The organism is Halobacillus litoralis (assembly GCF_020171725.1).
Classification (GTDB): Bacteria; Bacillota; Bacilli; order Bacillales; family Halobacillaceae; genus Halobacillus; species Halobacillus litoralis_F.
Map to the genome: position 1 here is coordinate 307,383 of NZ_JAIVAJ010000006.1, position 14,331 is coordinate 321,713.

A 14,331-nucleotide genomic window follows, 5' to 3' on the forward strand; every position below is an offset into this window, starting at 1 on the left:
GCGCTGAATCGCAATCTATTTTATAAAACTTTTTTTAATTCGAATCACAAGATAAATTTGGTAATGGCTAGTTATTTAGTCATGGTATTCAGTATAATAAGTATAGAGAATGATAAAGTTATAGGAGTGAAAGTGTGCAGTCATTTGAAAAATATCAAAGATTGTTTTTGAGAAACATTTCGAACCGTTTAGCAGATTGGCACCTTAAGACGAGTGTGCAAGAAAAGGACATCTATAAGTTATTACATACGATTAAAGGGACGGGGGCATCAATCGAACTGCACCGTCTTTCTTCTGAGGCAGAGTCAGCCTTGGATCAATTGAATCCGGAGTCAGAACGCTGGTGGAGTGGCGAGGAATGGGCGGAGTTGTTTCAACCCATCCTATTACACGTAGAATTTGATGAAGAAGCGGACACGGTGATCCCCGAGCGGGAGGAACCATCAGACCCGATAGCGGATCAGCCTACGATTCTTATTTTGGAAGATGATATGGAATTCCTTCAGCATTTCAGAGAAACGATGGAGTCTTACGGCTATAATATCCTGATGGCGACGACAGAAGAACGGGCGTTGAAGCTTTTTTACGATGAACGTCCGAATTTGATTGTAATCGATTATTACTTAGAAGGAAAAAATGGACTTGAAGTCGTTCGAGAGATTGAGGCGCAAGCGAATAGTAACCTGACGCCGATTATGGTGATCAGTGCCGACCGGTCCAGCCAGCTTATGCGCAAAGTATATGAAACGACTGCTCTCGATTTTTTCCCGAAGCCGCTGGATTATGAACTGCTGAATATCGTTATCAAGAATCGTCTGCTCCATGTCAACTCTTTAAAAAAACAGATTACGACCGATAAATTAACGAAAGCTTATAACCGAAGCTACCTTTATGAACTGCTCGATAACAAGAAGCAGAGCTTCAAGAGAACGAAAGAGCCTTTTTGTCTGGCCATCCTTGACTTGGATAACTTCAAGCAGGTGAATGATACATATGGTCATATCGTTGGAGACAAGGTGCTGAGAAAACTTGCCGACGTTCTTCAAGAGCAGACGAGACCTGAAGATGTTGTGGTTCGTTATGGCGGTGAAGAATTCATTTTGGTGATGCCGCAGATTGGACAAAAGGCGGCTAAAAGGCGTATTGAAGATGTCCTTCAACATTTCAAGAGAGTCGCGCATACAACGGAGGGGCAAACCTTTCATCTAAGTTTCACAGCAGGCGTGGCTGAAATGGAAGAAGGCATTAAGAAGATGGAGGACCTGATTGTCCAGGCAGATACGGCGCTCTATAAAGGAAAACATAATGGAAAGGGGATCGTCGTTAATTTCAAGCAAGGGCTTGAATTGACGCCTGCTCCTTCTCTTTCCAAGCACGTCCACATTTCGGTAGTGGACGACGACGAGACCATTCGTCAAATGCTGGAGGAAAGACTATCAAAGCTCAACTTTTATCAATCAGCAACGAAAGTCTCGACTTACGGAGAAGGGGAGCATTTTTTGGAGGAGCCGCAATCAGAAGCGTATAAGCACGTCGTCTTGCTGGATGGCATGCTTCCGGGGAAGGACGGTCTGGATGTACTGGCAGAGTTCAGGGAATTCGATCAAGACTCGATTGTCATCATGCTGACTGCACGTCAAAAAGGGGAGGACATTATCCGCGCACTCGACTTGGGTGCGGATGATTACATGACGAAACCGTTCAGCATGGATGAGTTGATTGCCAGAATAAACCGGATTGTCGAACGTCACAAAGGAGGAAAAGAATATGAAGCGAATACTGGTCGCAGATGATGAAGATGTACTGCGTATGTTGATTACCGATACACTCGAAGATGAAGGATATGAAATCGTGGAAGCGGAGGACGGGCAACAGGCCCTTTCCAAGATTGAGAAGGAGTCCTTTGATTTAGTCATTCTTGATTATATGATGCCGGAATATACGGGGATCGAGGTGGCGGCTCAATTAAGTGATGAGTGGAAGCAGCAGACACCGCTCGTTATGTTGACGGCGAAGACGCAGGAGTCGGACATCCAGCAGTCGAAGGATGTCGGCATCCATTACTTCATGGCAAAGCCTTTCAGTCCATTGGAGCTGATTCAAATGGTTGAGGAAATTCTCACATGATCGGCTATTTTCAGAGGTCAATCCGAGGTAAATTTCTGCTTGCGATGCTATCTGTCATGGTTATTACTTGTGTGGCAACTTCTGTACTTTTTATGATTCAGTACTCAAATAAAGAGCAGCAGCAATTAGAAGCGATTCAGCTTGCCGAAAAAAGAGACATCTTAAACGATATAACCCTTACCTATGAATCTATGGTGTTCAAGGTAAGGGGGTACCTTGCTTTTTCTAACCAAACTGAACTTGGGGATGCCAGGCAAGACAGGGTGGCACTGAAAGCTCAGATTAAAGAAGCTAAACAAATGAATTGGAGTACACAACAACTCCAACTTCTCGATTCACTTAATGAATTCGTTGATGCGTACTGGGAAGAGCGTTTCCCACCGGTTCAAGAGCTGATCGAGAATGAGAATTATGCAGCCATTCATCAAATCGGAGTGAACTCCACCACAACCGAAATAAACAGCTTAATAAATCAATTACGCGATATATCTCGCCAATCCCAAATTGAATTGAATGACACGAACGCGGCATTTTTAAGTCGTGTAGAAAATATTTCATACTTGATGTTCGGTTTGTTGGTCGTCGTTTTATTGATTTTGTCATTAACCTTTCGTAAACTCAGTCAAAACATCGGCAAGCCATTGGTTGAGTTGTCCGAGGCCTCTGAAGCTCTGGCTAAAGGTAGTTACCACGAGCTCCCTTCTTCGAAAAGCCATGATGAAATCGGCAAGTTAACGAGGTCGTTCCGTCATATGGCTGAACAAATTGCAGAACGAGAAGAGAGTTTATCTCAGCAAAACGAAGAGTTGGTCGCGCAGCAGGAGATGCTTGAATCCTATGTGAATGATTTGCGCTACAAAGACCTTGCTCTCAATGAATCCTCCATGGTCGCCCGCCTAGACAAAGACGGTTGGATCGTTTCTTGCAATGGCTACTTAGCAGACCTTTCGATGTACAGGGAGCGTGAACTGGAAGGGCGTCACTTCTTAAGCTTGATAAAAGGACAGGAAACAGAAAACCCGACAAACATCCAGAAAGCATTTCCTGGTTTGGAACAGGGGCGTGTCTGGAAAGGGGAGCTGACTTGTCTTCGTAAAGATGGCGAACCGTTCTATGCAGATACGGCGATTGTTCCACACATCAACGAAGAGGGTGAAACGGAGCAGTACATCGTCATTCAGCAGGATATTACAGAACGTGAACAAACATCGAAAAAGCTTAAGCAGACCTTGATGGAAATGGAAGAAGCAAAAGGAAAAGTCGAGAAAATGAATACACTGAACCACGACTTATCTGCGACGATGGATTCACGACAGCTGCTTGACGTGGTCATTCACCGCCTTTCCTACTTGTATCCATTTGAGCACGGCATGTTTGTTGTCTTGGATAGTGGAGAGGCGGCTACAATTGGTATGGGCGAGTGGAATCGTAATAAATATTCGAAAGACACGTTCGCTCACGTCATTGAACGCTTCAACGAGCACCAGAACTTCTACCTTCGTGAACGGAATGTAACCGCGGAAGAGCGGGGCTATCTTCCAGAAGGGACCGCCGCGTTTGATTTGCACGTACCGTTGTATAACTCCAACAAAGAGCTCATTGCCCTGTTCGTGGCAACACGTATCAGCAAAGGGTTTGAACAAAGAGAAATGGAAGAGATTTATACGATTCTGGAACGTGTATCCTTGTACATTGAACGGATTGAGTCCTATGAACAGACTGAAATCAATCGTCAATTGAACCAAGATATTATCGATAATATTAATGAGGGGATACTATTTGTGGATGATGAAGGCAGCATCATTCAGTACAATCAGAACTGGCTGCAATTCTTGAATATCCCAATCTATGAATCCCTTCAAACGTTGACGATTCACGACTGGATTAATAAAGTCTGTCATCATATTGTCGACTGCGAGTCGTTCATCTCCTTTTTCAAAGGAATGGTCTTCTCCGACGCCACCCCTTCCAACACACACCGGTTTGAAGTCGAACTGGAAGAAGAGAAGCGCGTGCTTGAGCTTTATGGTGAACCGATTTTCCATCATGAGGAGAAAGAAGGGACGTTATTCGTTTTCCGTGATATTACGACCGAGTATGAAGTGAACGAAATGAAAACAAACCTGGTCAGTACGGTCAGTCATGAATTGAGGACGCCGCTTGCGAGTGTGCTTGGCTACACAGAGCTGATGATTCACCGCGACCTGTCTGAAGACAGGCGGAAGAAATATCTTAATACGATTCATAGTGAAGCGAAACGTCTGACGAACCTAATCAACGATTTCCTTGATCTGCAACGGATGGAAGCAGGGAGAGAGACGTTTAAGAAAGAGCTTCTGAACTTGAATGAAGTGTTGGACTCGGTTACAGATAACCTTCAGGTCAGTAATCCAAAGCATAAAATCACGCTCTGCGATCAGGCGGCGAACGCTGTGGTGCAGGCGGATCGGGGTAAACTGATTCAGCTGTTCACCAATCTCATCGGGAACGCCATTAAGTTCTCCCCTGATGGTGGGGAAGTGGTCGTTGCACTGAACAATGATCACGATCAAGTGTATGTCCACATCTCAGATGAGGGAATAGGCATACCTGAACATGAGCTGCCGAAGTTGTTTACGAAATTCCACCGAATCGATAATTCGAGCCAACGGAAAATCGGAGGCACAGGGCTTGGTCTCGCCATCAGTAAAGAGATTGTCGAATCTCATAAAGGGCGAATTTCTGTTCACTCTGAACTTGGAGTCGGCAGTGTCTTTTCTATCATCCTTCCTCTTTTTGAACCGAAAAAAGGAGGGGAAAAGCAGACCAGTCATGCTCCTCAAGTCGTATTGATCGAGGATGATAAGACGCTCTCTGATTTAATCGTCGATGAGCTGGAAGATATTTCGATCAAGGTATCGCTGTATAACGAAGGTGCCACTGTATTAGAATCACTGGAAAATATGAAGCCGGATGCATTCATCGTCGATTTAACACTCGCCGATCAAGTCAGCGGGTGGGATGTCATCGAAGCAATCAAGACGAAGGATCACTTGAAAGATGTTCCGATTTTCATTTCAAGTGCGCTCAGTGAAACTGACCGGGCGACGGAACTTGAAGTGGAAGGGTATCTTGTTAAACCGTACCCATTGAGAAAGCTTTCAACCGTGATTCTCCAAACCATTTTCCATAACAAGAAAAACGGTCAAATCCTTATAGCGGAAGACCAATAGTAGGTAAGAAAACTCCTGAGATATCATCCCAGGAGTTTTTTTACATTCAAAAAACCGAATGTTTGTTCGTTAGAGGTTAGAATGGTAAGATAGTGTGGTAAACTAATGATGAAAAGTCTGAACGGAGGTTTTCGTCGTGGATCATAAATTCGAATTAGTCTCTCAATATTCACCTCAAGGCGATCAGCCGAAAGCGATCAAAGAGCTTGTCGATGGTATTAATCGAGGAGTTAAACACCAAACATTACTTGGTGCAACAGGTACAGGTAAGACGTTTACCATGTCCAATGTAATTCAACAAGTGAATAAGCCGACGTTGATTATCGCGCACAACAAGACGCTGGCTGGGCAACTTTACAGTGAGTTCAAGGAATTCTTCCCGAACAATGCTGTTGAATACTTCGTCAGCTATTATGACTACTATCAGCCGGAAGCGTATGTTCCATCATCTGATACGTTCATTGAGAAAGATGCGAGCATTAACGATGAGATTGATAAATTAAGACACTCGGCTACCTCTGCCTTATTCGAACGGAACGATGTCGTCATCGTTGCCAGTGTCTCATGTATTTACGGCCTCGGTTCCCCAGAAGAATACCGCAGTCAAGTTCTATCCATAAGAATGGGAATGGAAAAGGACCGCGACCAGCTTCTAAGAGACCTCGTGGATATTCAATATGCACGGAACGATATTGATTTCCAGCGCGGTACGTTCCGCGTACGGGGAGATTCTGTAGAGATCATTCCTGCTTCCCGTGAAGAGCATGCGATGCGTGTCGAGTTTTTCGGAGATGAAATTGACCGGATTCGGGAAATCGATGTTCTGACAGGTGAAGTAGTGGGAGATCGTGAGCATGTGGCTATCTTCCCGGCATCCCACTTCGTTACCCGTGATGAGAAACTGAAAAAAGCCATTGAGAATATTGAAAAAGAAAAGGAAGAGCGCGTCGCGGAGCTTCGTGAGCAGGACAAACTGTTGGAAGCCCAGCGCCTTGAACAAAGAACCAATTATGATTTGGAAATGATGAGGGAAATGGGCTTCTGCTCAGGCATCGAGAACTATTCCCGTCACCTGACGTTCCGTGAAGAGGGAGCAACGCCTTACACCTTGCTTGACTATTTTCCAGACGATTTTCAAATCATCATTGATGAATCTCACGTTACACTTCCTCAAATTCGGGGGATGTATAACGGAGACCGTGCCAGAAAACAGGTGCTCGTAGACCACGGATTCCGTTTGCCTTCAGCAATGGACAACCGTCCTCTGCAGTTCCCCGAGTTCGAAAAGCACATCAACCAGATTACGTATGTATCCGCAACGCCGGGTCCATATGAAATCGAGCATACTCCGAAGATGACCGAACAAATCATCCGCCCGACAGGACTACTTGATCCGGAAATCGATGTACGTCCGATCCACGGTCAGATCGATGATCTCGTCGGAGAGATTAATAAACGTAAAGAACAGAACGAACGTGTGCTTGTCACGACACTTACGAAGAAAATGTCCGAAGACTTGACGGATTACTTGAAAGACCTCGGAATGAAAGTGGCCTATCTTCACTCTGAAATCAAGACGCTGGAGCGGATTGAAATCATACGTGATCTGAGGGTCGGGAAGTACGATGTTATTGTCGGAATCAACCTGCTGAGAGAGGGACTCGATATACCTGAAGTCTCACTTGTCACCATTCTAGATGCCGATAAGGAAGGCTTCCTGCGCTCGGACCGATCGTTAATCCAGACCATCGGACGTGCTGCCCGTAACGAAAATGGACGGGTGATCATGTATGCCGATAAGATGACGAAGTCCATGCAGTTCGCGATTGATGAAACATACCGAAGAAGAGAAGCGCAGATTGCCTATAATGAGAAACACGGCATTACGCCGAAAACAATTATTAAAGAAGTTCGAGATGTCATTAAAGCAACGGCAGTTTCCGAGGAAGACGGTTCCTATGAAACAGAAGGTAAGCGTCCTTCCGAAATGACGAAGAAAGAGCGTCAGGAGCTGATCGATAACCTCGAAACAGAAATGAAACAGGCTGCGAAAGATCTCGACTTCGAGCGTGCAGCTGAACTGCGAGATGCATTACTTGAGCTGAAAGCGGAGGGATGATGGAACGATGGCCAGTAAATATATCAGTATTCGAGGGGCAAGAGCCCACAACTTGAAAAATGTCGATATCGATATTCCGAAAAACAAGCTGGTTGTAATGACTGGACTTTCCGGATCCGGAAAGTCTTCCTTAGCCTTTGACACCATTTACGCAGAAGGTCAACGTCGATATGTTGAATCCTTGAGTGCGTATGCGAGACAGTTTCTGGGTCAGATGGATAAGCCGGACGTGGATGCGATTGAAGGACTATCACCAGCCATTTCCATCGACCAGAAAACAACCAGTCGTAACCCTAGATCCACAGTCGGTACCGTAACAGAGATTTATGACTATCTGCGTTTGCTATATGCGCGTGTCGGAAGGCCGACCTGTCCGAAGCACGGGATTGAAATCAGCTCGCAAACCGTCCAGCAGATGGTCGACCGGATACTGGAGTATCCAGAGCGTACGAAGCTGCAAATCCTTTCTCCTGTTGTTTCGGGACGTAAGGGTGAGCACGTAAAGGTGTTCCAGCAACTTCAAAAAGAAGGATACATCCGTCTTCGTGTCGATGGCGAAATGCGGGAAATTTCCGAGGAAATAAAACTCGATAAAAATAAGAAACACTCGATAGAAGTCGTGGTTGACCGGATCGTCGTCAAAGAAGGCGTCGAAGGCCGCTTATCAGACTCATTGGAAACGGCGCTTCAATTAGGTGGCGGACACACACTTGTGGACGTCATTGGAGAAGAAGAGCTGAAGTTCAGCGAGCACCATGCCTGCCCGGTTTGTGGTTTTTCTGTGAGTGAGCTCGAGCCTCGTATGTTCTCGTTCAACAGTCCATACGGAGCCTGCAGCCGCTGTGACGGGCTGGGGACACAGCTTGAAGTCGACCTTGACCTTGTGATTCCGGACTGGTCCAGAAGTTTGAGAGATCACGCCATTGCGCCGTGGGAGCCGCAAAGCTCACAGTATTACCCGCAGCTTCTGCAAAGCGTTGCCGACCATTACGGAATTGATCTGGATACACCCGTTCAGGATCTTCCTGATGATCAGATGGAGCGGGTTCTGTACGGAAGCGGAGACGAAAAGGTGTATTTCCGTTATGAAAATGACTTCGGAAAAGTCCGTGAAAATGAGATCTATTTCGAAGGAGTCATTCCGAATATCTCCCGTCGTTACCGAGAGACGAGTTCAGACTACATCCGTGAACAAATGGAGAAATACATGGCGCAAAAGCCGTGTCCGAAATGTAAAGGGAACCGCCTTAATGAAGAAGCGCTGGCTGTTCTCATTAACGGGAAGCATATCGGAATCACGACTGATTACTCCGTTACAGAAGCGAAAGAATTCTTCGAAAGTGTAGAATTGACGGAAAAAGAAGAAGCGATTGCGCGTATGATTTTGAAGGAAATCTGCGAGCGTCTCTCCTTCCTTGCGAACGTCGGCTTGGATTACTTGACGCTTTCACGCTCAGCTGGAACTCTTTCCGGCGGGGAAGCTCAGCGGATTCGTCTGGCGACCCAGATTGGTTCTGCGTTGACAGGTGTTTTATATGTTCTCGATGAGCCGTCGATCGGCCTTCACCAGCGGGACAATGACCGCTTGATCAGCACGTTGAAACGAATGCGTGACCTGGACAATACGTTGATCGTCGTTGAACACGATGAAGATACGATGCTTGCGGCTGATTATTTAATTGATATCGGACCCGGCGCAGGAGCCCATGGGGGCGAAGTCGTCACACAGGGAACGCCGAAACAGGTGATGAAGAGCGGCAAGTCTTTGACTGGTCAGTATCTGTCAGGGAAGAAATTCATCCCGCTGCCGAAAGAAAGAAGAAAGTCTGATGGTCGCTCCTTGAAGATTAAGAAAGCTGAAGAGAACAACCTGAAGAAAGTCAATGCTGAAATTCCGCTTGGATTGTTTACCGCTGTAACGGGTGTATCGGGTTCAGGGAAAAGTACATTAATTAATGAGATTCTTTACAAGTCCCTATCCATGAAGCTGCATAGAGGGAAACAAAAGCCGGGTAAACACCAGGGGATCGAAGGAATGGAGCAACTTGAAAAAGTGATTGATATCGATCAGTCTCCGATCGGGCGTACGCCTCGCTCCAACCCGGCCACCTACACCGGCGTCTTTGATAACATTCGGGACGTATTTGCCCAGACGAACGAAGCGAAAATCCGTGGTTACAAAAAAGGACGGTTCAGCTTCAACGTAAAAGGCGGCCGTTGTGAAGCATGCCGCGGAGACGGAATCATCAAAATTGAAATGCACTTCCTGCCTGACGTCTATGTACCTTGCGAAGTTTGTAACGGCAAGCGCTACAATCGTGAGACGCTTGAAGTGAAATACAAGAACAAGAGTATCGCAGACGTTCTTGAGATGACGATCGAAGAAGCGTTGGACTTCTTCTCCAATATTCCGAAGATCAAACGTCGCTTACAGACGGTCGCGGATGTCGGATTGGAATACATCAAGCTCGGCCAGCCGGCGACTACTCTATCCGGAGGGGAAGCTCAGCGTGTGAAGCTTGCGAGTGAGCTTCACCGAAGGTCAAACGGCAAGTCGTTCTATATTTTGGACGAACCGACGACCGGTCTTCACGTCGATGACATCTCTCGTTTGCTTAAAGTATTGCAGCGTCTCGTTGAGAATGGGGATTCGGTCTTGATCATCGAGCATAACCTCGATGTCATCAAAGAAGCCGACCACATCATTGATCTCGGACCTGAAGGCGGAGAAAAAGGCGGTCAAATTATTGCCAGCGGTACGCCTGAACACGTAGCGGAGCAAAGCGGTTCTTACACAGGTAAGTACTTGAAGCCCGTTTTAGAACGTGACCGGAAGCGTATGGATGAAAAACTGAAGACGAAAGAAAAGGTGACCAGTAAGTAAATGTTTTGACACGCTCCCGCCTATTTCGTAACCTGTACTTCGAAGACAAAACGCTATAAAGGGGGATATGCGATATGAAAAAAATCGAACAAGAAGCTGTACAAAACAAAATTGACGCACTTGCAAAGAAAGATGTATATATCCACCTCGAAACGACAAACGGGGCGTATGCCAGTCATTTTGACGAAGAAGCTTACAATGTAGGGGCGTTTATCCGGAATGCGAAGGTCCGTTACCAACACGGGAAAATCATCAGTACGGGTGGCTCTTACCGAGTTGGACTGAAACTGGATATCGGCTGGGTGTATGCAGAAGGTGTGACCGATTTTGAAGTGGATGACAAAGGGCGTCTGCTGATGGCCGGTCATGACCGTGAAGGGCGTTTGATGGTCGCTCTTGAAATCAGTGAAACACCTTTCTCACATGAGGCGGATTTAGATGACTAAACAACATGTTGTTGTCATCTTCCCGCACCCTGACGACGAATCGTTCGGTGCATCTGGAACCATTGCGGAGTTTCGCAGCAAAGGGGTGCCGGTCACCTATTTATGTGGCACCCGCGGTGAGATGGGACGCAATATGGGGAACCCTCCCTTTGCGAACCGCGAGACACTTGCCCAGTTCCGTAAGAAAGAACTGGCTGATGCCGCTAAAGAACTGGACATCGAGGTAGAGTACCTGGGATACCGTGACAAGACGCTGGAATTCGAATCGAGGGAACAAGTAGCCAAACATTTGAAACGACGGATTTCCGAGCTTGGTGCTACGACTGTCATCACGCACTACCCGGGCTATGCGGTACACCCGGACCATGATGCCCTTGGTGCAGCCGTTGTAGAAGCCGTTCGTTTGATGGATTCGGATCAACGTCCTGAAATTTTGATGCATGCCATCACGAACAATCACGAAGAGGATCTTGGTGAACCGCACATTGTCCATGATATCACCCCATACTGGGATAAAAAACTTGCAGCCATCAAAGCCCACCTATCCCAGGCAGACGGGATGATGAGTCTTATCAAAGGCCAGGATCAGCACGCAGAACAACTGGAGCGTTTGAAGACCGAACGATTTTACAAATACAAATTTTCTTAATAAATGGTTCAATGAAAGTAGAGGTAAATCCACTTTCATTGAACCATTTTTTTCTACTTCATAAAGGGGGTTCGTTGTTTTTCTGTAAACACGATGGGGAATGATGAATATAGAAGGAAAAGGAGGGATCTTGTTATGGAAGATGAACGGATGAAGATACTTAAAATGATTGAACAAGGAATTATCTCAGCTGAAGAAGGAGCTGAGTTATTGAAAGCAACCTCTGATGCTCAGTCCCATACGCAGACTGGTGACTCGAAAAAATATGGGATTCGTCATTTCTTTGACGACGCAGTAGAAAAAATAAAAAACGTAGACCTGGACTTTAAATTCGGCGAGTCGGTGCAATTCGACACGACGATGGAACTCGAGCCTGGTGAGATCAAAGATATGGACTTATGGATTGCTAATGGTTCATTAAAGTTGGTCCCTACAGATCAGGAGAACGTTCAAGCGAAGTACCGAGTCAAAGTGTATCAAGTTCAATCCGAACGAGAGGCTAAAGAACGCTTTCGAGATGACGGAGAATTTTCGCTTCAGTCCGGTCTTTTGAGACTTGCAAGTCCATCAAAGCAGGTAAAAGCAGACATCGAACTGAAGGTTCCGAATCAGTCCTACGAATTTATTAAAGCGCATTTGACGAACGGACACTTGGAATCCTCGTCCTTAAAGAGTCACCACCTTCAAATTAAAACCTCTAACGGAAAAGTCGAGCTGCAGGACATAAGGGGAGAAAGCTGTAAGGTCGAAACGGGTCATGGTGCTGTATCGATTCGTAAAGCGGACCTTGAAACGTGTCATGTGGAAACTGTACATGGTGAAATTACGCTCGACGGACAGATTGGAAAAAGTGAAGCTTCCGCCATTAGCGGCCTTGTGACCGTGAATCATGTAGGGGATCGTGCTTATCAAGGCTACTATAAGGCTTCAACAGGTCAGGTGCAGGTCACAGTACCAAGTCAAAAACAGATCAATGGAGTGCTGCGCTCTCATTTAGGAAAGCTCAACTGTCGACTTGAGGACCATGTAGTCTTGAAGCAGAAAGATGAATTTATGAATAAACTTGTAGAGTTCGAAGCCTTTGCCGAATTTGAAAACTCGTTCCACTTGGAGGCAGAAGCTAAAACGGGCTCTGTCACCGTAAATACAGGAGATAAACAATTCAGCTAGGAAGTTGGTGGTCTGTATGAAAAGTTGGTTTCTTCACATTATCGTTAACGCTATTGCTATTATCGCAGTAGGAGCGCTGCTTGACGGCGTGCAGATTTCGGGGATCGGAGGTGCACTGCTGGCGGCTTTCATTTTGTCGATTCTGAATGCGATTGTCAGACCGATTCTCGTGGTGCTCACCCTGCCCATTACGATTCTATCGCTTGGGCTGTTTCTATTCGTGATCAACGCCATTACGCTTGGTTTGACCGATCTATTACTTGGCAGCACGTTCGAAATGGCAAGCTTCGGTATCGCCATCCTCGCCGCCATCATCATCTCCCTCATCAACCTTGTGCTCAATAGTTTGATCAAGGAGTAGGAGTTTTGGGGAGGGGTCTGTATCAGGTGAGGAGAATCGTGGGGTGGGAAACAACTCGCTTTCCATGGGCGTGTGCCGAGCTTCCTCGCTCGCTTCGCTCACTGCGGGATGCACGGACCACGGCGAGATCCTAACTAAAGTAAACAAGGATGTTCGAACTAAAACCGCCATGTCCTATGGCAACGTCGAACGACCCAACGTCCTGTTGGGCCGCGGAAAGCGAAGTGTTTTCCAGCCAGCTGCTCTCTGCATTATGAAAACAGAACAAACCATCCTAAGGTCGAGTAAGCTGATGCTTATTCGACCTTTTTCGTGTTTCCGGAGGTTTTTGGATTTAGACAGAAGGCTCGGTATGGAAAATATGCTACAATAGGGGCTAGTGATTGACCAAGATCAAGGAGGCAGACGTGAATGAGTAAGGTTCGAACTGAAGATTTGCTTGAACAATTTGCTTTGGAATTAGTTGCAGGTGAGGATGGAATTCACCGTGAAATACATACAAGTGATATTTCCAGACCTGGAGTAGAGATGACAGGTTACTTTAAGTTTTATCCTAAAGAACGACTTCAACTGCTCGGCAAAACCGAAATGTCCTACTTCAATGAGTTATCAAAAGAACAGCGTGAAGAACGTGCAGCTAAATTGTGCACGGATGTGACACCAGGAATTGTCATTACGAGAGGAATGGATATTCCGGCCGAGCTGCATGAGGCGGCTCGTGAAGCGGGCGTTCCTTTAATGATCTCTCCTTATAAAACGACGCGGGTGATCAGCCGTTTGACGAACTTCTTAGAGACGAAGTTTGCCCCGTTTACAGCCATCCACGGAGTACTTGTGGATATTTACGGAATTGGTGTACTCATTACAGGGCAAAGTGGTGTTGGTAAAAGTGAAACAGCGCTTGAACTTGTGAAGAGAGGGCACCGCCTTGTAGCGGATGACAGCGTGGAAATTCGTCAGGAAGACTACGATACGCTGATCGGAAACAGCCCGCCTTTGATTGAGCACCTGCTTGAGATCCGTGGACTTGGCATCATTAATGTGATGACATTGTTCGGTGCGGGAGCAGTTCGCAGCTATAAACGGATTACGCTTGTGATCAACCTGGAGTTGTGGGATAAGAACAAGCAATACGACCGTCTCGGCCTTGAGGAAGAAACGATGAAAATCATGGATGTTGAAGTGCCACAGGCGACCATTCCAGTACGTCCGGGACGTAACTTAGCTGTCATTATCGAAGTGGCAGCCATGAACTTCCGTCTGAAGCGGATGGGTGTGAACGCGGCAGAAGAATTTTCTGAGCGCCTCACGAAAGTCATCGACCAAGATCAAGATCAGCAAGATATATAAAGGAGGGCCAGAG

10 protein-coding genes are annotated in these 14,331 nt (G+C 46.3%); all 10 read left to right on the forward strand.

Going from position 1 to position 14,331, the window contains the following annotated elements:
• The first annotated feature begins 134 nt into the window (after positions 1-134).
• The 10 genes from LCM20_RS13515 (at position 135) to hprK (ending at position 14,318) form a co-directional block, all read left to right on the forward strand.
• A complete protein-coding gene (locus LCM20_RS13515; protein ID WP_225196006.1) occupies positions 135-1,793 on the forward strand; it encodes a diguanylate cyclase in 1,659 nt (552 codons plus the stop codon).
• The gene (locus LCM20_RS13520; protein WP_225196007.1) at positions 1,768-2,127 is read left to right on the forward strand and encodes a response regulator; all 360 of its coding nucleotides are present in this window, start codon (positions 1,768-1,770) and stop codon (positions 2,125-2,127) included. Before LCM20_RS13515 ends, LCM20_RS13520 begins: the two co-directional genes overlap by 26 nt.
• The gene (locus LCM20_RS13525) at positions 2,124-5,339 is read left to right on the forward strand and encodes an ATP-binding protein (protein ID WP_225196008.1); all 3,216 of its coding nucleotides are present in this window, start codon (positions 2,124-2,126) and stop codon (positions 5,337-5,339) included. Before LCM20_RS13520 ends, LCM20_RS13525 begins: the two co-directional genes overlap by 4 nt.
• A 136-nt stretch (positions 5,340-5,475) precedes the next feature.
• Positions 5,476-7,458 carry an excinuclease ABC subunit UvrB gene (gene uvrB, locus LCM20_RS13530; protein ID WP_225196009.1) on the forward strand — a complete coding sequence of 661 codons (1,983 nt, stop codon included), beginning with the start codon at positions 5,476-5,478 and terminating at the stop codon, positions 7,456-7,458.
• 7 nt (positions 7,459-7,465) lie between these two features.
• Positions 7,466-10,342, forward strand: a complete 2,877-nt coding sequence (gene uvrA / locus LCM20_RS13535) for an excinuclease ABC subunit UvrA (protein ID WP_225196010.1) — start codon at positions 7,466-7,468, stop codon at positions 10,340-10,342.
• A gap of 74 nt (positions 10,343-10,416) precedes the next feature.
• On the forward strand, positions 10,417-10,788 hold the full coding sequence (locus LCM20_RS13540; RefSeq protein ID WP_225196011.1) for a YojF family protein: 372 nt from the start codon (positions 10,417-10,419) through the stop codon (positions 10,786-10,788).
• Positions 10,781-11,437, forward strand: a complete 657-nt coding sequence (bshB2, locus tag LCM20_RS13545) for a bacillithiol biosynthesis deacetylase BshB2 (protein ID WP_225196012.1) — start codon at positions 10,781-10,783, stop codon at positions 11,435-11,437. Before LCM20_RS13540 ends, bshB2 begins: the two co-directional genes overlap by 8 nt.
• 135 nt (positions 11,438-11,572) lie before the next feature.
• The gene (locus tag LCM20_RS13550) at positions 11,573-12,607 is read left to right on the forward strand and encodes a DUF4097 family beta strand repeat-containing protein (RefSeq protein ID WP_225196013.1); all 1,035 of its coding nucleotides are present in this window, start codon (positions 11,573-11,575) and stop codon (positions 12,605-12,607) included.
• A gap of 16 nt (positions 12,608-12,623) precedes the next feature.
• Entirely contained in the window at positions 12,624-12,968 is a 345-nt protein-coding gene (locus LCM20_RS13555; RefSeq protein WP_225196014.1) for a phage holin family protein, read from the forward strand.
• Between the two features lie 411 nt (positions 12,969-13,379).
• Positions 13,380-14,318, forward strand: coding sequence for an HPr(Ser) kinase/phosphatase (gene hprK, locus LCM20_RS13560; RefSeq protein ID WP_225196015.1), 939 nt, complete (start codon positions 13,380-13,382; stop codon positions 14,316-14,318).
• Positions 14,319-14,331: the final 13 nt, after the last annotated feature.